Below are 17,793 nucleotides of genomic sequence, written 5' to 3' on the forward strand. Positions count from 1 at the left end.
TTGCGTTACGTCAACGACCGGAGCGGACGATCTGCGGACTGAAATGGCCGTAGTAAGGATAGGTGGCAGCTTGCGCACTCGCAGGCTGGCGCCATCCAAAACGGGATGACGATAGCTAGCGGGATGCGAGATGCGTGAAACGGATCAAAGACAGGTCCGGATCCCGTTCTTGACGATTTCTGGCCATTCCGGGCCGAGGGCTTCCCGCGCGTCGAGGGCGTTCTGATAGCCCGGCTCACCGTTCTTGAACATCATCACCGCGAGCTGCCTGTCATGGGTGCCGCTCACGATGGTCGGGCCAGGAACATAGGTGCTCCTGGCCTGATAGGTGTTGCCGGAGAACGAGCCACTGGTCTGGAAACTCCCCGGCATCTGGCTGACCGAGACATTGTTCTGAGACGCTGCGCCGCCAATGATGTAGCGGTCGTAGCCTGCCCTGATCGTCTCGATCGCGGCGCTCTTGGCTGCGACCTTTGCCGCCCCTTGAGGGCCGCAGGCCGGCGCAGCGCCGGCGTCGATCATCATGGTGTTCGCGAGGTTCGTGTCGCCGATGCACCGGCACAGCCGCCAACCAAAGCCGCGCAACCCAACACAGCAACCAAGAGCTTCATCGTCAGTCCCCCAACCCCGGCGATTCGTTCTCTTCAGACGCCGTTCCTGCCGTTCGGTAGCGACACGGTTCATGGCAGGCAATGGCCAATCGGGCCTACAGGGGCGCAATCGTCTCGGGTGCCGGGAAAGTCCGCTGCAGCGGCCGCCGATTGACCCCGGGGGATTGGACCGCGCTGCGACGTTGACAGGAATCGTGCCGTTCCCGATAAATCCGGGATGGTCGAGACGGATACGCATATCGTTGCCCGCGCTGCCGGCATCCCAACAGGCGGGATGCGGGACAGCCGATCGCTGCGTTAACACACGCGTATCGCGCCCCTGCAGCCTCGCCGGAAACGGACGGGGCCAATTTCACGCCTGTGCCTCGTCCATCTGAATGTGATGGAGTGAAATACGTGGCACAGAACATCTATGACGATCCAAAATTCTTCGCCGGCTACAGCCAGCTTCCCCGACAGGTTCATGGTCTGGCCGGCGCGCCGGAATGGCCGGCGATCCGCGCCATGCTGCCCGGCCTGACGGGCAAGCGCGTCGTCGATCTCGGCTGCGGCTTCGGCTGGTTTGCCCGGTGGGCGCGCGAGCACGGGGCCGGGTCCGTGCTCGGACTGGACGTCTCCGAGAAAATGATCGCCCGGGCGATCGCGGATACCTCCGACGCGGGCGTCGCGTACGCAATCGCCGATCTCGAGCTGCTCGACCTGCCCCAGGCTGCGTTCGACTTCGCCTTCAGCGCGCTGACCTTCCACTATATCGCGGATTTCGGGCGCCTGCTGCGCATGGTGCATCGCTCCCTCACGCCAGGCTCCCAGTTCGTGTTCACGATCGAACACCCGATCTACATGGCGGCTACGCATCCGCGCTGGTGGACCGACGAGGACGGCCGTAAGACCTGGCCGGTGAACCGCTATGCGATCGAAGGCGAGCGCCGGACCAACTGGTTCACCGACGGCGTGCTCAAATATCACCGGACGTTAGCCACGACGCTCAACACATTGATCGCAACGGGATTTTCGATCCGCCAGGTCGAGGAATTTGCCCCGACAGCCGATCAGATCGCCGAGAACCCGGGCCTGGCGGCGGAATGCGAGCGGCCGATGATGCTGCTGGTCTCCGCAGAGCGCTCAGCGAGCGACTGATCGGCCGCGGCCATTCGCAGGACACTCTCGGCAACGGGGACGTTCCGTTGCGGAGAGGTTTGGTGGGGGAGCGCCTGGCACGACGCCGCGCGCTCTCCCCGCTAGCACGCAGTTGTGACGGGCATCGGCTGCGCCAAAAGCCGCAATCCACTTTGGTCGCCGATGCTTCAGGGCCTGACATAGGTCCAGCCCTTCTCCTGCAGTTCCATGACGCGCACGACGCCGGATTTGACCAGCGTCGCCTCGGGGATCAGGCCGATCTCTTTGTTTTCCGTCTTGCTCATGTTCTCCTGGGTGTTGCCGCAAGCCTTGAATGAGATCGACGGCGTGCTCGCCGTGATCGCCTTGATCCGTGCCTTCACCGGCGAGGTATCCTCACGCAGCATGTGCAGGCCGGGGCCGAAGGTGACGATCTCGATCTCCACCTTCTCGCCGAGGTCCTTGTAGTATTGCGCCACGTTCGTCGCGTTGTTGAGCGCGAGATTCATCGTCGCCGGCTCGTTGGTGTTGACCTGCAGGATGAGCTGGTGCGGCTTCTTTTCCGCCGCGGGCTTTGCGGCCTGCGCCGTCACCTGCTTCTTCGGCTGCGCCAGCGCCGGCGGCACGACGATCAGCAACGCTGCGAGGCCGGCCAGCGAGACCCTCATGGCCTTGGCATATCCAGTCATGGTCTTCATCTCCCGTGGTTTGCGACGAGTTCGGCGACGGCTTGGGCGAGAAGGCTTGGGCGAAGACTACGGGTTCCGCGGCCTGGCGATGGCGCCCGGCCAGTTGCAGGCCGCGGCGACCTTCTCCCTCACCCGCTTCAGCCCGCCGAGCGCAAAGGTGCCGTCATGGGCAGCGCCGACACGCGGAGCGAGACGAATGGCGAGGTCGCCCTCGTCCGGCAGCGCCAGCAGGAGCTGCGCGACATCGCCCTTGAAGGCGACGCCGGCGCCGAACGAGGGCTGCGCGGCCGCCGCTTGCACCGACTGGCCGTCGTTGACGCGGTAGGAGATGGTGTAGTCCGTGCCGCCCTTGGCGAGCGCGGGGCCTGTGACGACGAGCTCGGTGCGGCCGCCACGGCAATGGATGGCGAGCTGGCTCAGCGCGCCGTCGGAACCGGTGCGGGCAGCCGCGGTGGCGGTGACGATCGGGCTATAATTCACCGGCGAGGTGGTTTCACTGATGATCCAGTTCTCCCCCCCGCGCGCCTGAGGCGCCGCCGGCTCCAGGCGCTGCGAGAGCGTGTCCAGGCATTTCAGCCGCTCGGCCTGCGCCATCTGGGAGCAGGCTCGCAGATGCGCCATCGGGTCGGGCGCCGCATTGGGTGCGCCTTGCGCGAGCGCGATCCCGCTTGCGGCGGCGAAGGCGACGGAGAGCGCGAAGGCCTTCATTGCAGCGCCCGCGGGGCGCGCGCCTGACGATCGAGCCATTGCTGCGCCGCCGAGAACCGCTCGAGCCCGGGCACGGTCGCGGCCAGGTTGATCGACTTCCATTTCGGGTCGAAGCCCGGCGCCTGGAGCTGGTCGATCCGGTTGAACAGCGTGTCGACGAAACGGGCGACGCGCTGATAGCGGTTGGTCTGGGGCTGCCAGTTGAAGGCGACGAGCGCAGTCGGCACCGAGATGGTCGGGACGCGCTCGCCGGCCTTGATCAGCCCGGGATATTCGCCCGCCTCCAGCACGGCCGGCAGATAATAATCCTCGAATTTGCTGTCATAGGGAACAGAGAGGAACTTGAATCCCGGCTCAAAACGGCCACGCACGAAGGCATCGACGGGCTTGGAGGTGATGAAGACGACCGCCGCCATCTCGCCCTTGCGCATCTGCTCCAGCGCGATCGGGTGGGGGATGAAGGTCTTCTCGGCGTTGATGCCGAGGCGGCTGAAGATCAGCGGGCCGGAATAGGCGGCAGCCGTGCCCAGCGTGTTGAAATTCACCTTCTTGCCGGCGAGGTCCTGCAGGCTCTGGATCTCCGGCCGGACAAAGATGTGCAGCTCCGAGGGGAAGAGATTGAGCACATAGGTGATCTGCCGCCGGATCTGCGGCATCTGGTTCCTGTATTCGTCCAGCGCGTCGGAATTGATGATCGCGGTGTCGATCCCGCGCAGATAGAGCAGCGAATTCAGGTTCTCGGTGGGCCCCCTGGTCACGATCGGCAGGACATGCAGGTTCGGCCCGTCATCGACGACGCGCGCCATCTCCGCCGCGAAGCGCAGCGGCGCCCCCTCGATCAGGCCGCCGGCGAGACCGACGGTCCAGGCATTCATCCGCTCCTTTTCCGCCTCAAAGGTCGGCGCGCGCCGCGGCGCAGCCCCGCGCACGGCCTCCAGCCGTGTCGTCTGCKCCTGCAGATCGCCTGGCGGGAGCGCCGGGACAAACAGGGTCAAGGCGGCGAGCAGGCACAGGCATCGTCCTGGAAACAGCGTCATTCCCGAACTCCCCTTTGGCATCCCCATTCGGCCATTCGGCCGTCTCCGCCCCCGCCCCGGCGTTTTACTGACGCAAGCCGTTCAAGCGCTCCTTCGCCTCCGGGATGCCGCCGGCCTGCGCCTTCGCATAAAGCTCGCGCGCCCTCGCCGCCTCGCCCCGTGTGCCATAGGTCCGCCAGGTCGAGAGGATGGCGGGGTCATAGGTTTCCGCGAGCATGAAGAACGCCCGGGCGCTGCCGGTTTCCGCGGCGCGCTCGAGCACGATCCGCGCCGAGGCGATATCGCCCTGCCCGATCAGGACGCTGGCGCGCGCAATCAGCCGCGTCGCCTCTGCCTCGCTGGCGACCGGCGGTGACTGCGGCGGCGCTGGCGGTGCAACGGGCTCGGCCAACGCGGCCGGCCTGGTGACCTGGTTCGCGGCCTGGCTGGAGGCCTGACTGGCCGGCGCAGGCTCGGGCGTGGCGCGCGCCACCGCCGTGCGCCGCGCCGCCTCGAGTTCCCGCGCCAGCGCAGCCGCCCTGCCGCGCTCGTCCTGCAGAGCCTGGCGCAGTTCCGCCGCGGCGCTCTCCGCCGCCTGCCTGAGCTTTCCCGCCTCCTCGCCCGCCTTGCGCAGGTCCGAGACCTGCACCCCGGCGTCGCGCCGCGCCTTCGCCAATTCGTCCGCGAGTGCGGCGCCGCGGGCGCGCTCCTCCTCGAGCACCTGGCGCTGTTGCGCCGCGCTCGTGGCCTGGGCCTCGCGCGCTGCTGCAATCTCCCGCGCCAGCCCGGCGGCTTTCTCCTGCTCCTGCCTGAGCGCGTCTGCGGTCTTCGCCAGTTCCCCCTGCTTCAGCTGCGTCGTATCCTCGCTGGCCTTGCGCAACGCTGCAGCTTGCGTCCCCGCTTCACGCTGCACCTTCGCCAGCTCGGCGGCGAGCGCAACGCTATGGGCGCGCTCATCGTTAAGCGCCTGACGCTGCTGCGCCGTGCTCGCGGCCAATGTCTCGCGCGCCGCCGTGACCTGAAGCGCGAGCGCTGCCGCCCTTTCGTGCTCCTGCCTCAGCGCGTCCGCAGTCTTGGAGGCGTCTGCCGTCCTGGCGGCCTCCGCCTGCCTGAGCCCTGCGGCCTCCTCGTTCGCCTTGCGCAGTTCCGCCAGCTGCAATCCGGCTTCGCGTTGCTCCTTCGCCAGTTCGCCGGCGAGTGCCGCGCTGCGGGAGCGCTCCTCCTCGAGCGCCTGGCGCTGCTGCGCCGTGCCCGTCGCCAGCGCCTCGCGCGCGGCTGAAACCTCGGCGGCAAGGGCCGCCGCCTGCCCGCGCTCCTGCCCCTGCGCATCCGCATTGGTTTCGGACTGTGCCTGCCTGAGCCCTGCGGCATCCGCATTCGCCTTGCTCAGCTGCGCCGCCTGCGTTTCGATTTCGCGCTGCGCCTTCGCCAGAGCGCCGGCGAGCGCGGCGCTGCGGGCGCGTTCCTCGTCGAGCGCCTGGCGCTGCTGCGCCGTGCCGGCAGAAAGCTCCTGCCGCGCCGCCGCCACCTGCTGTACGAGAGCGGCGGCCTGCTCACGCTCCTGCTTCAACGCGTCCGCAGCCTTGGCGGCGTCTGCGGTCCCGGCGACCTCTGCCTGCCTGAGCCTCGCCGCCTCGTCGCTCGCCTTGCTCAGCTCTGCGATCTGCAGCTGCCTCTCGCGCTGCGCCTTCGCCAATTCGCCCGCGAGCGCCGCGCTGCGGGCGCGCTCCTCGTCGAGCGCCTGGCGCTGCTGCGTCGTGCCGGCCGTGAACTCCAGCCGCACCGAGGCAACCTCACCTGCGAGCGCGGCCGCCCGCTCGCGCTCCAGCTTCAGCTGCTCGGCCTCTTCGCCCGCCTTGCGCAGTTGTGCCGCCTGCATCTCCAGATCGCGCTGCGCCGACGCCAGCTGGTCGGCCAAGGCGCTGCTGCGGGCATGTTCCGCCTCGAGCGCCTGACGCTGCTGCTCGGTGTCCGCGCTCAGTGCCTCCCGCGCTGCGGCAACCTCGCGCGCCAGCGCAGCCGCCTGCTCGCGCTCCTGTCCAAGCGAGGCCGCGGCCCTTGCGACCTCCGCCTGCTTCAGTTGCGCGGCGTCTTCGCCGGCCTTGCGCATGTGTTCGGCCTGCATCCCGGCGTCGCGCTGCGCCTTCGCCAGTTCGCCAGCCAGTGCGGCGCTGCGGGCCCGTTCGCCTTCGAGGGCCTGGCGATATTGCGCAGTGCTGTCAGTGAGTTCCTGCCGCGCAGCAGCGACCTGTTGCGTCAGATTTGCAGCCTGTTCGCGCTCCCGTCGGAGCGCTTCCGCGGATTTCGCGGCCTGGGCCCGCAATTGCAGCACGTCCAGCTGTTCGAGGGTGCGCCCGGCCTCGACCGGATCTTCCACCCGGGTTTCGGGCGGCCGGGAATTCGGGGATTTCTGCGCATCGGGCGCCGGCGCCGTGGTCAGCTGCCGGATGTCCGCCGGCGCGTTGGCCCGGCTGGATTCGCCCGTTCGCGGCGCTGGAGGCGGGCTCTTCGCGTTCCGGTCCGGCGACGGGGCGCGCATCGCGACCTGCGGCCCGGCCTTGCCGCCATCGTCGCGCTGAACCAGGCCGCCGATCCAATAGAAAAACAGCAGCGCCGCAGCGACGAGCGCGGCGGCGGCGATCGGCAGATAGAGGCGTCGCCTCGAGCGGCGCTCCGTGGCGCGATCATCCGGTCCTTCGCCCTCGAGAAGGAAGTAATTGTCATGAGCCAATGGGTGCCAATGCGTCGGCGTGATCGTGATCGGCTCATCGTTCTTGCCGATCCACTGGCCTGTCGCCGCCATCCAGTGAGCAACGTCATAGATGCCACTCGAATCATCCTCGAGGATGACGAATGTCCCGTCCTTCGGTGCGGTTTCGATCTCGTTGCGCATTTAATAGACGCCTGTTCAGGCGGTCTTAGCGGACCATTACGTCTCCACTTCACCTGCAAGGGAACGCCAATCCACCCCGGCAGGTTGCGCAAAGGTTACACATTATTGTGGAGCTAGGCCACAACGTCCCGGCACTGGGGGAAATCCGACAGTATCCGCACGTATTGCGCGTAAAAAACTCTTCCGCGCTTGCGCATCATCAGGGCCGCATAACCGAGCGCGGCCGTCGCGATGCGCCCCCGCCGGAGCGGACGCTGCAGCACGTCCCAGCCATGGCGCGGGCCGCGGGGCGGGATCGGACGGAGGGGCCAGCATCCCGGAGCCTGCCCTTTCCCGCAGGGGCAGCAGCGCCTGATTGCAGCGCGGGGCGAGCCCGCGCCACGATTTCGGTCAGCGACTGGGTGGCACGGAGATCGGCGCCCTCGCCCTCAGCTCATCGGACCGTCCCGAAAACCGTAATCCAGTTTTCGGGACGATGAGCTAAGCATCTGTGTTTGCATCGGCTTGCCCGAAAACCGCAATCCAGTTTTCGTGCCGATGAGCTAAGCATCTGTGTTTGCATCGGCTTGGCCCGAAAACCGCAATCCAGTTTTCGGGCCGATGCTTGGCTCAGAACATGAAGCCCGGGCCGCCCCAGGGCCCGAAATMGAAGGCATCCTGCGCCATCGCCGCCGTCATCTGGCGTTCGTCGGCCAGCTTCTTGGCGAACACCATCTGCCGGAACTGGGCATAGGCCGTCTGGTCGCCGAAATAGACGCATTGGCAGACGATCGGGTCGGCATAGACATAGACCATCTGGTTGTTCTTGACCTGCTGGACGAACTTGTTGGGCGGGAACTTGCGCAAGGTCGCCAGGCGTTCCGGCGTATTGGCGGGCTGGGGAACGAAGCCCGCCGCCGACAGCATGTCTTCCTTGTTCTGAACGGCGTCAGTGGTCGACTGGCACCCGGCCAGCGAGGCCGATGGACACCACCAGCCCCGCCAAAGAACATTGCTTCATCGATTATTCCTCCGCCCCGGAATGGGAATGCGCGCCCGGACGTTCCCCAACGCGAGGCGGACCATGGACCGGACGTTGCGGCTTTCAAAGCGCGACTGGCGCAACCCCACCGGCCCGGCCCGCAGGACGACCAGCGCGGCTGCGCCGCGATGACCGGCCGGGACATCGCGACGTCATTCATCGGGAGGCGGTGGAAGGCCGCTCCTACTGCATGTCGGCGAAGGCATCCTTCAGGCGCGAGACGGCCTCGGCGACATTGGCGCGCTGCGTCGCCAGGTTGAAGCGCAGGAAATTGTCGCCGCCGGAGCCGAAGGTCGCGCCATGGCTGGCTGCGATCTTCGCCTGTTTCTCGACCCTTGCGATGAACTCCTTTGACTCCATGCCGGTGCCGGAGAAATCGACCCAGGCGAGATAGGTCGCCTCCAGCGGCATCGAGCGCAGGCCGGGAATGCTGTCGATGCCCTCGTCGAAGAGCCGGCGATTGCCGTCGAGATAGGCGACGAGCTCGTCGACCCAGGCCGCGCCCTCGGGGCTGTAGGCGGCGGTCGCCATCGCCATGCCAAACGAGTTCGGCGAGATGCCGAGCGCGTTCATCCGCGCCCGGAACGGAGCCCGCAGCGCCTCATCGGGGATGATGACATTGCCGGAATGGCAGCCGGCGATGTTGAAGGTCTTGGTCGTCGCGGTCATCATCACCAGGCGGTCGATGATCTCGGGCGCCGCCACGGGCATCGCGATGTGCTTGTGGCCGGGCATGACGAGATCATGGTGGATCTCGTCGGAGACCAGGATCAGGTCGTGACGCACGCAGAACTGTGCGATCTCKCGCAGCTCGTCGCGGGTCCAGACCCGCCCGCCGGGATTATGCGGCGAGCAGAGCAGCAGCATGCGCTCGTTGCCGGTCATCTGCGCATCCCAGCCGGCGATATCGAGGAGGTAGCGACCGCCCCCGTTCACGAGCTTGCATTCGACGACCTGCCGCCCCGCCGCCTTAATGATGCGGGCGAAGGCGTGGTAGACCGGGGTCATCACGATGACGCCCTCGCCCGGCTTGGTATAGGCATCGACGCAGAGCGCCGTGCCGTTCACCAGCCCATGCGTGGTGAAGATCGCCTTCTCATCGACTTCCCAGCCATGGCGCGCCTTCATCCACCAGCGGATGGCGTCGTTGCTCGCCCGCTCATCGCCGAAATAGCCGTAGATGCCGTGCGCCGCCATGGCCTCGACCGCAGCTTGCACGCAGGCCGGCGGCCGGAAATCCATGTCGGCCACCCACATGGCCAGCCCACCGGAGGGCGAAACCCCGTAATGGGTCTCCATCGTGTCCCATTTCGCGCAATGCGTGCCGCGGCGGTCGATCCACTGGTCGAATGTCTGAGCGATGGTCATCAGGGTCCTCAGGTGAAGGGCCGTTTCGGAGAGGCCGTCTTGGGGAGAAGCAATGCCGCGTCGGAGGCTCGCGCGCCAGCAGAACACACGCAATCCATGCCAGCGCGGCGCGCGTACGTGCTGCGGCAAAGATCCCGGAAGCGGCCCGGCTTCGACATCTTGGAAGTGGAGCGCTTCAGCCAGTATCGGCAGATTTGCGTGAAGTCATCGGGTAAATTTTGAGCGCTTTGCTTGTAATTTTTCAGACACGATCGTCATCGAATTCAGAAACTTAGCCACAGAACCTCGACAGGAACATCGAATCGGGCGAAATATGACGCGGTGGCGCCAAGCAGCGCCTGACGTCTGTATTCACGGTCCCTGGCGGAGGGTGTGGATGGCGACGACGACTGCGATGGCCTCCTGCCGCGAGGCGGCAGCATCTTTTCCTTTTGATACCGCGTCTCGGGACGCAAAGCGGCATTGCGGCATGGCTGCGGGCCTTCACGGCCTTCTCCAGGCCCGAACCGATTCGACCACTGATCTGAGTCCTGCCGCGCCCGAAACCGGGCGCCATGAGGCGGCCGTCGAACGGCCGCGGTGACGGGAGGGGGCGATGGCGGCACGCAAAGCGAGGCTTTCCCAATCCTGGCCCTGGGGCGCGCGCCTGCTCCTCGGTAGCTGCGGGCTGCCCTTGCTCGGGGCTGGCGCGGCCCAGGCACAAGCCTGCCCGCCTGGGCCGGTCGCGGTGAACGGCACGAGTTGTGTCGTGCCATTGGGCTCGACGATCACGGTGATTTCGGCCGCGACGCCAGGACTGCGGGCGACAAATCCCGGTGGGCAGATCAGTGCAAACAGCGTGACGATCAATCTCGGACCGGGTGCGGCCCCGAGAAACTATATCGGCGCCGAAGCCGTCGATGGCGGCGTGATCAACTTCGATGGCAGCACCCTGGCGACCGTACAGGCCGCCACCGGCCAGCGCGGGCTCGTCTCATCCGGCGCGGGAAGCCATATCTCTGCGAACGGCGCGAACATAACGCTCGGCACCGGGGCGGTCGCGGTCACCGACAATCTCGCGATCCTTGCCAGCGGCGGCGGAACTGTCTTTGCGCTCGCCGCCAATGTTGCAACGCTTGGCGGAGGCAACGGCAGTTCCAACCACGCGGTGGTTGCCACAGGCACCGGCAGCCGGATCGACCTCGTCGGCGGCACCGTCAGCACGGCCTCCCGGGGCTCGTTCGGCGTGCTCGCGCAAGGCGGCGGCACGATAGTCCTGGCCGACACGACCCAGGTCACCACCAGCGGCGCTCAGATCGTTGCCGGAAACATCGGCAGTCATGCCCTGCTCTCCACCGGCGCGGGGAGCACGATCATCGGGACCGGTATTACGCTGTCCACGACCGGCGCATTTGCGAGCGCCGCCCGGGCCGAGATCGGCGGCTCGATTTCGCTCGCCGGCAGCACGCTCACCACGAGCGGCACCTCCAGCGCAGACACTGATCCCGCGTCAGCCATACGCGTACTCTCCGGAGGCTCGGCCCAGGTGGTGAACAGCACGATCACCACGACAGGCCAGCGCGGCACCGGCATCTCGGTCGAGGGCGCGGGATCGCAGGCCACCGTCTCCGGCACGACCGTCACGGCGGCAGGAACCCGCGCCAACGCGGTTTTCCTCTTCACCGGCGGCACCGGCAGTTTCAGCAACAGTTCGCTGAGTTCCGCCGGCCCGAACGCCGTGCTGGTCCAGGATGCCGGCTCTGCCATCACGCTGACCAACACGCAGATCCAGGGCACGGGCGGCGCCGCCGTGATCAGCTACGGGCTGCGGGTGATCAATGGCGCGACCGCGACCATGACCGGCGGCTCCTCCTCGACGAACGGACGCGACAGCCCCGGCATCACGGCGGCCGGGGGCGGCACGGTGACGGCAACCAATGTCGCCGTCCGGACCTCGGGCAACGACAATGCCATGGGTGTGATCGCCGATCTCAACGGCTCGATCACCCTGAATGGCGGCAGCGTCGAGACGACCGGCGGCGAGGTCAGGGCAGGCGCGCGCCCACACGGCCTCGTCGGCCGCAACCCGGGCGGCGTGCTGACCGCGACGGGGACCAGCGTGACGACATCGGGCTTCATTGCCATGGGCGTCGTCGCCGATGACGGCGGCACGGTGACGATTTCCAACAACAGGATCACCACCAGCGGCGTCAGCGGCATCGGCCTGTTCTCGGTCACCGAGCAGACCGGGGCGGAATTCGTCGCGAACCTGACCGCAAGCAACCTTGTCCTGGAGACCTCCGGCAACCTGGCACATGGCGTCACCGCGCAGTCGCGCAACGATATCTCCGCGCCGAAGGCGACCGCCACCGTGAACGATGCCGCGATCACCACCAGAGGCAACAACGCGGTCGGGCTGCGCGCCGTGCTCGGCGATTACGGCACGCGCCCGATCACCGGGCGTGGCGAAGCGGCGGTGATCGCCAACCGCACGACCGTGCTCACGGTCGGCGAAAGCTCGCATGGCACGCTCTCGCGCGACAATCCGACCTCGGTGACGATGAACCAGACCTCGGTGCTGGCGACGGGCGCGACCGCGCATGGCTCCGTCGCCGAAGCCGGCGGCCTGATCATCGGCAACCAGGCGAGTGTGACGGCGACGGGCGCGCAATCGGCGGCGCTCTTCGTCATCGGTGCGCCGGGAGCCGTCTCGAACGCGCAGTTCACCGACAGCACGCTGACGAATGTCAGCGGTCCGACGATCGGTGTTGCCGGCAACGGCAATGTCAGCCTGACCGGCTCGACCGCGGGTGGCAGCGGCGAGTGGCTGCGCGTCGGCAGCAGCCTCGCGTTCCCGCCGCTGACCCAGCTCCCTCCGCTCGGCGGCGTTCCCGACCTGCCGGATCCTGATCCCGACCTGCCGCTTCCCGGCGCCCTGCCCGGGTTGCCGCCGCCGACCGCGCTCCCGGTGGTGCCTGGCCTCGCCAACGTCACGGTGACGCGCTCGACCGTCACCGGCTCGGCCTTCACCGCGCCCGGCAGCGTCTCGAACGTGACCCTGGTCGACAGCACCTGGATCATGACCGGCAATTCGAACCTGACCAATCTCGTCAATGACCCGAGCCTGATCCAGTACACCCCGCCCGGCGGCGACCCGACCCTGCTTGCAAGCTACAAGACGCTGACGGTGGTGAACTATCTCGGCGAAGGCGGCCAGCTCGGCCTGAACACCTTCCTCGGCAATGACAGCGCCCCCTCCGACCGACTGATCATCGATGGCGGCCGCGCCACGGGCTCATCGCCGCTGCTGATCGCCAACACGACCGGCGCCGGCGACCTGACGCGCAGCAACGGCATCCTGGTCGTCGACGCGATCAATGGCGGCACGACCGCAACTGGCGCCTTCACGCTGGGGCGGCCCGTCGTCGCCGGCCCCTATGAATACCTGCTCTTCCGCAGCAGCGTCGATGCCTCGGGTCCCGACAACTGGTACCTGCGCTCGCATCTCAATCCGGGACCGGATGATCCGGTCCCCAACTTCCGGCAGGAGACCTCGCTCCACGCCGCCCTGCCCGCGATGCAGCTGATCTATGGCCGCACACTGATCGACAGCCTGCATGAGCGCGTCGGCGAATTGCGCCCGCTGGAGGCGCCTGCAGTGACCGAAGAGCGCACGATCTGGTGCAAGAACCCCGAGAAGAATTTCCGCTGCACGACCGTGGTGCAGTTGCCGGCGAGCGCCACGGCGCCCGGCCGCTCCTATGCCTCATCAGGCTGGGCCAGGATCATCGGCCAGCACAGCAACCATGATGGCGGGCCAGGCGGCATCTTTCGCAATGGCCCGAGTTACGATTACGACCTCTACGCCTTCCAGGCCGGGCTCGACCTCTATCGCAGCGTCAGCGCCGACGGCAGCAGAGACCATGCCGGCATCTATGGCGCGATCGGCCGGATCGAGGGCGACGTCACGCATTTCAACGGCATCAAAGCCGGGACCAATAGCAGCGACGCCTATTCGCTCGGCGCCTACTGGACGCATTTCGGGCCCTCGGGCTGGTATCTCGACGGCGTCCTCCAGGGCACCTGGTATGATGCCAAGGCCGATTCCAAACGCGGCTTCGTGCTCAACCGCGACACGTTCGGCTTCGCCGCCTCGCTCGAGGGCGGCTATCCCCTCCAGCTCGGCAACGGCTTCATCCTCGAACCGCAGGCGCAGCTGGTCTACCAGACGGTGGCAGGCGGCTCGGCTTTGGACACCGCGGCGCTGGTGCGCTTCTCCGATGCGGAGTCGCTGGCCGGGCGCATCGGCGCGCGTCTCGCGAAAAGCTGGACGCTTGAGGAGGCGACGCCCGGCGCCAGGCCGCGCCTGATGACCGCCTGGCTGAAAGCCAGCCTGTGGAACGAGTTTTTGGGCAATCCCAAAACCTCGTTCTCCTCGGCGACCGGCTTCATTCCCTTCCGCTCCGACCTCGGCGGCGCCTGGGCCGAGCTGAAGGCCGGCATCGACGCGCAGCTCACCCGCAACACCGCGCTCTACGCCACCGCCGGCTACTCGATCGGTTTCGACGGGCGCTCGCACGCCTATGACGGCCGGCTCGGGATCAAGGTGAGCTGGTAAAGGTTATCTCCGGGGCTTTGGCCGGAAAGGCCGACGGCAGAGCGAGCATCGTCGCCGGTCCGACCACGTCCCCTCTGTCCTGCGGATGATGGAAGGAGCCAAGCCATGGCCAAGATGAAGGCTGCCGTGTTCGTTGGGAAGAACCGGATCGTCCTCGAGGACAAGGCGATTCCCGATGTAGGGCCGACCGACGCGCTCGTCAGGATCACGACTACGACGATCTGCGGCACCGATATCCACATTCTGAAGGGCGAGTATCCGGTCGAGAAGGGCCTGATCGTCGGTCATGAACCGGTCGGCGTCATCGAGAAGCTCGGATCGGGCGTCGAGGGCTATTCCGAGGGGCAGCGCGTGATCGCCGGCGCCATCACCCCGAGCGGACACAGCTATGCATGCCTCTGCGGTTGCGGCTCGCAGGATGGGCCGGGAACGCGCCACGGCTTCAAGGCCGCGGGCGGCTGGAAATTCGGCAACACCATCGATGGCTGTCAGGCGGAATACCTGCTCGTCAGGGACGCCATCGCCAATCTCGCGCCTGTCCCCGACGAATTGACCGACGAGCAGGTCCTGATGTGCCCCGACATCATGTCGACGGGTTTCTCGGGGGCGGAGCGCGGCGGCGTCAGGATCGGCGATACCGTGGCCGTCTTCGCGCTCGGCCCGATCGGCCTGTGCGCTGTCGCCGGCGCCAGGCTGATGGGCGCGAGCACGATCATCGGCGTCGACACCGTTGCGGCCCGCTTAGCGGTCGCGCGAGCGCTCGGCGCCGATCACGTGGTCGACTTCAAGGTGGGCGACCCGGTCGAGCAGATCATGACACTGACGGACGGACGTGGCGTCGACGTCGCGATCGAGGCGCTCGGCACGCAGCAGACCTTCGAGGCCGCGATGCGCGTCCTGCGACCGGGCGGGACGCTGTCGAGCCTCGGCGTCTATTCCGGCGACCTCGCCATCCCGCTCGATGCCTTCGCGGCGGGCCTCGGCGATCTCAGCATCGTCTCGACGCTCTGCCCGGGCGGGAAGGAGCGGATGCGCCGCCTGATGAGCGTCGTCGCCTCGGGGCGTGTCGATCTCAAGCCGCTCGTGACCCATCGCTTCACGCTCGACGAGATCGAAACCGCCTACGAGCTCTTCGGCCACCAGCGCGACGGCGTGCTGAAGGTGGCGATCACGCCGTGAGCGCCGGCGCGGGGGCGTTGGCGCAGGTCCAGGGGCATACCCACACGGAGCTTGCGTGGCGGGAGGCCGATCCAATCCTCCTCCTCCGCACGAAACCGGGGGGCCCTCGCCCCGTAGCGGCCGTTGCCGGCGCTGCCTATGCTCGCGCCGGACACGCAGATCGCGCGAGGGATCGGGAACGCCGCATGACAGCGATCATCACGGACAATGCCGAGCAATACCGCGATAACCGCAAGCTTGCGGCGCGGGCCCGGCTCCACAGCCAGTACAGCATCTCCGAGACGGGCTGGTTTCCATGGGTGGCCGGGCAATTGCCGCTGCGCCCCGGCGACCATGTCCTCGATATCGGCTGCGGCCCGGGCTGGTTCTGGGCCGGTGCGGTGGACGCGCTGCCGCAACCGATCAACCTGACGCTCGCCGATCTGTCGCCCGGCATGGTCCAAGAGGCGGTCGGGCGCTGCCAGGCCCTGTCGCTCGGATCGGTCCGCGGCGAGGCAGCCGACGCGACAGCGCTGCCCTTCGCGGACGCATCGTTCGATGCCGTCATCGCCATGCATATGCTCTATCATCTGCCCGACCCCGCCGCGGCCATCGCCGAGATGGAGCGTGTTCTGAAGCCCGGCGGCTGTCTCGCGGTCACGACCAACGATATCGGCAATCTGCGGGCGCTCTACGAACTCACCACGGTCTTCGGCAGCGACCGGTCGATCCGTCCGGGGCAAGTTTCGGCTTTGAGACCGCCGAAGACTTGCTGCGCGCGCGCTTTGGCAATGTGAGCTTTGCCCGGCAGCCGGCGCAGCTGCGGATCACCGAGCCGGACGACGTCTTCCTGGCGCTCACCTCCTATCCACCGGGAGACAGGGCGACAGAGGCCGAGCTCGGCCGGTTTCGCGACGCGATCGAGGCCGCCTTCGCACGGGGGAACGGCGTGCTCGAAGCCGAGAAGCAGATCGGGCTGTTCGTCGCCCGGAAGGCGCAGGGATAGGCGAGCGTCTCTCGGCGGAGCGTAGTCTGCTTCGCCCCCTGCCCTTGCAGGCGCTGCCGGCGGACCTGGATTGACGCGCCAAAAGCAAAAATGCGCCCGCCGGCCCCATGACGGGACCGGCGGGCGAAATGAATGGGGCTGATGGCTGTTGCGCCTATCGCGGTGGCGGGCGCACGCCTTCGAGGATCTGGCGGATCACGCGGATATCGCCCTCGATCGTCGACAGGCGGTTATTCGCCGCCTGCTCCGCGCTCTCGCGCTTGGCGAGCTGCGCCTCGACGATGGCGATTCGCATGTCGTGGACATCGTCCTTGGCCCGCAACTGGCCATAGGACAGGCTGACTGTGACGATGACCGCGACCAGCGAGACGACCGTCATCCCGATCGAGAGGATGTTGCCGAGGCCGAGATCGAGACGGGGTTTCACGGCGTCCATCCGCATTGCCTTTCGCCATGCTCGTTATGCTTCACGACATCCGCCTTCTCGCGATCGCTCATCGCCGCCGCGGCCTGGGCAGAGGGGCGGAACGGGCGGGCGGTGTCGCAGAAATCACCGGCCATCCCGGCGCAGCCAGCGATGAAGGCGCTGATCGAGAGCAGCAGGGCCAAGACTGTCGATCTCATCGTCACGCTTCCCTTTGTCAGTGATGGCTTTTCGGCGAGCGCGCTCCTGCTCGGCCTGAAGGGTTGCTTTCCCCTCGCGCCGGCCCTTCGCGTAGGCTCCGACCAGGATTGCGAGCAGCGCGCCGAGCGCGGCGATGGCCCCGGCAAAGCGGCTCCAGAGTGCGGAAAGCACGCTCACGCCGCCGCCTCCTGTTGCGCGCGATGCCAGCGCCAGAGCAGGAAGGCGCCCCCGCACACGAAGGCGAGCGCAAGCACGAGCTGCGCCGGCCCGCTGGTGAAGGCCTGGAGCAGGCCAGAGAGCGGCGTCGCGACCTTGATGGCATTGTCTACAGTCACGACCGGGGGTTTTGCGGGGCGCGCCGCAACCGTATTGCTGGAGACATGCGAGCCGCGCGCCCACAGGCCGGCCTCGGCCGAGCGCCGGTTGATCAGGCCGTCCAGCCTTCGCCCGCCGGCATGGACCCATTTCATCAGCTCGCCCGGCACGGCCGCGACTTGGCCGGCATTCAGCGTCTTCAGCAGCGTCGAGCGGGCGAGCGCCCCCTCGCCGACATTGAAGGCAAACGAGACGAGCGCCGCGAACTGCCCCTCGTTCAGCGGCACCTTGACCAGGCTCGCGACGGCGCGCTCGAACCGGGCGAGATCCTTGATCAGAAGCTGTTCCGCTTCCTGCTGCGTGATCTTCAGGCCCGGCCGGACATGGGCCCCCGTCGAGCCGTAGCCGATCGTCAGGACGCCTGCCACGTCCCGATAGGCGGTCAGCCGGCATCCTTCCCAGCGCTTGATCAGCGCCAGGCCTTCATCGCTGATGCGACGCGTCATGTCTGTGCTCCGTGCATGAAAAAGCCGCCCGGTCAGGGGCGGCGCGGTCATCGCGGCGGCCTCCGCATCATGCGAAGACCTGCCCGAAGCTTTGGGAACGGCGGGGGGCTGCCCTGCGGTTCAGAAATGGAAAGGCCGCCGGCCAAACGCGGCCAGGCGAAGCC

Annotated in this window: 13 protein-coding genes and 1 pseudogene; 4 read left to right on the plus strand and 10 right to left on the minus strand. The window is 67.3% G+C overall.

Annotation, left to right across the window (positions count from 1 at the left end; translation table 11 throughout):
* Positions 1–144: 144 nt before the first annotated feature.
* Positions 145–525: a hypothetical protein gene (locus AC1DGP_RS28020; protein WP_441507581.1), complete on the minus strand. Its 381-nt coding sequence runs from the start codon at positions 523–525 to the stop codon at positions 145–147.
* Positions 526–1,007: 482 nt separating this feature from the next.
* Between AC1DGP_RS28020 and AC1DGP_RS28025 the strand changes: the two genes are divergently transcribed.
* Positions 1,008–1,748: a class I SAM-dependent methyltransferase gene (locus AC1DGP_RS28025; RefSeq protein ID WP_441507582.1), complete on the plus strand. Its 741-nt coding sequence runs from the start codon at positions 1,008–1,010 to the stop codon at positions 1,746–1,748.
* A 167-nt stretch (positions 1,749–1,915) separates the two neighbouring features.
* Here AC1DGP_RS28025 and AC1DGP_RS28030 read toward each other — a convergent pair whose 3' ends face one another.
* The 6 genes from AC1DGP_RS28030 to AC1DGP_RS28055 form a co-directional block, all read right to left on the minus strand.
* Positions 1,916–2,416 (minus strand): DsrE family protein, encoded by a 501-nt coding sequence (locus tag AC1DGP_RS28030; protein ID WP_069882881.1) that lies wholly within the window; start codon positions 2,414–2,416, stop codon positions 1,916–1,918.
* A 66-nt stretch (positions 2,417–2,482) separates the two neighbouring features.
* Complete coding sequence (locus AC1DGP_RS28035) at positions 2,483–3,124, minus strand: hypothetical protein (RefSeq protein WP_441507583.1); 642 nt, start codon at positions 3,122–3,124, stop codon at positions 2,483–2,485.
* A complete protein-coding gene (locus tag AC1DGP_RS28040; protein ID WP_476832753.1) occupies positions 3,121–4,161 on the minus strand; it encodes a TAXI family TRAP transporter solute-binding subunit in 1,041 nt (346 codons plus the stop codon). Before AC1DGP_RS28040 ends, AC1DGP_RS28035 begins: the two co-directional genes overlap by 4 nt.
* Positions 4,162–4,225: 64 nt before the next feature.
* The gene (locus AC1DGP_RS28045; RefSeq protein WP_441507585.1) at positions 4,226–7,033 is read right to left on the minus strand and encodes a hypothetical protein; all 2,808 of its coding nucleotides are present in this window, start codon (positions 7,031–7,033) and stop codon (positions 4,226–4,228) included.
* 609 nt (positions 7,034–7,642) lie between these two features.
* A complete protein-coding gene (locus AC1DGP_RS28050) occupies positions 7,643–7,939 on the minus strand; it encodes a hypothetical protein (RefSeq protein ID WP_476832754.1) in 297 nt (98 codons plus the stop codon).
* A gap of 298 nt (positions 7,940–8,237) precedes the next feature.
* Positions 8,238–9,422: a MalY/PatB family protein gene (locus AC1DGP_RS28055; protein WP_441507587.1), complete on the minus strand. Its 1,185-nt coding sequence runs from the start codon at positions 9,420–9,422 to the stop codon at positions 8,238–8,240.
* Between the two features lie 595 nt (positions 9,423–10,017).
* Here AC1DGP_RS28055 and AC1DGP_RS28060 point away from each other — a divergent pair.
* From AC1DGP_RS28060 to AC1DGP_RS28070, 3 genes and pseudogenes are all read left to right on the plus strand, one after another.
* On the plus strand, positions 10,018–14,019 hold the full coding sequence (locus AC1DGP_RS28060) for an autotransporter outer membrane beta-barrel domain-containing protein (RefSeq protein WP_476832755.1): 4,002 nt from the start codon (positions 10,018–10,020) through the stop codon (positions 14,017–14,019).
* Between the two features lie 105 nt (positions 14,020–14,124).
* Entirely contained in the window at positions 14,125–15,198 is a 1,074-nt protein-coding gene (locus AC1DGP_RS28065) for an NAD(P)-dependent alcohol dehydrogenase (RefSeq protein WP_441507589.1), read from the plus strand.
* Positions 15,199–15,383: 185 nt separating this feature from the next.
* Positions 15,384–16,183: pseudogene (locus AC1DGP_RS28070) on the plus strand (class I SAM-dependent methyltransferase).
* Positions 16,184–16,337: 154 nt separating this feature from the next.
* Here the strand turns inward: AC1DGP_RS28070 and AC1DGP_RS28075 are convergent.
* The 3 genes from AC1DGP_RS28075 to AC1DGP_RS28085 all read right to left on the minus strand — a co-directional run bounded on the left by AC1DGP_RS28075 (position 16,338) and on the right by AC1DGP_RS28085 (position 17,629).
* Positions 16,338–16,610 (minus strand): hypothetical protein, encoded by a 273-nt coding sequence (locus AC1DGP_RS28075; RefSeq protein ID WP_441507590.1) that lies wholly within the window; start codon positions 16,608–16,610, stop codon positions 16,338–16,340.
* Positions 16,607–16,807: a hypothetical protein gene (locus AC1DGP_RS28080; protein ID WP_441507591.1), complete on the minus strand. Its 201-nt coding sequence runs from the start codon at positions 16,805–16,807 to the stop codon at positions 16,607–16,609. Before AC1DGP_RS28080 ends, AC1DGP_RS28075 begins: the two co-directional genes overlap by 4 nt.
* Before the next feature lie 174 nt (positions 16,808–16,981).
* The gene (locus AC1DGP_RS28085; protein WP_441507592.1) at positions 16,982–17,629 is read right to left on the minus strand and encodes a lysozyme; all 648 of its coding nucleotides are present in this window, start codon (positions 17,627–17,629) and stop codon (positions 16,982–16,984) included.
* Positions 17,630–17,793 lie beyond the last annotated feature (164 nt).

The sequence above is a fragment of the Allobosea sp. 05T433 genome (assembly GCF_056396065.1).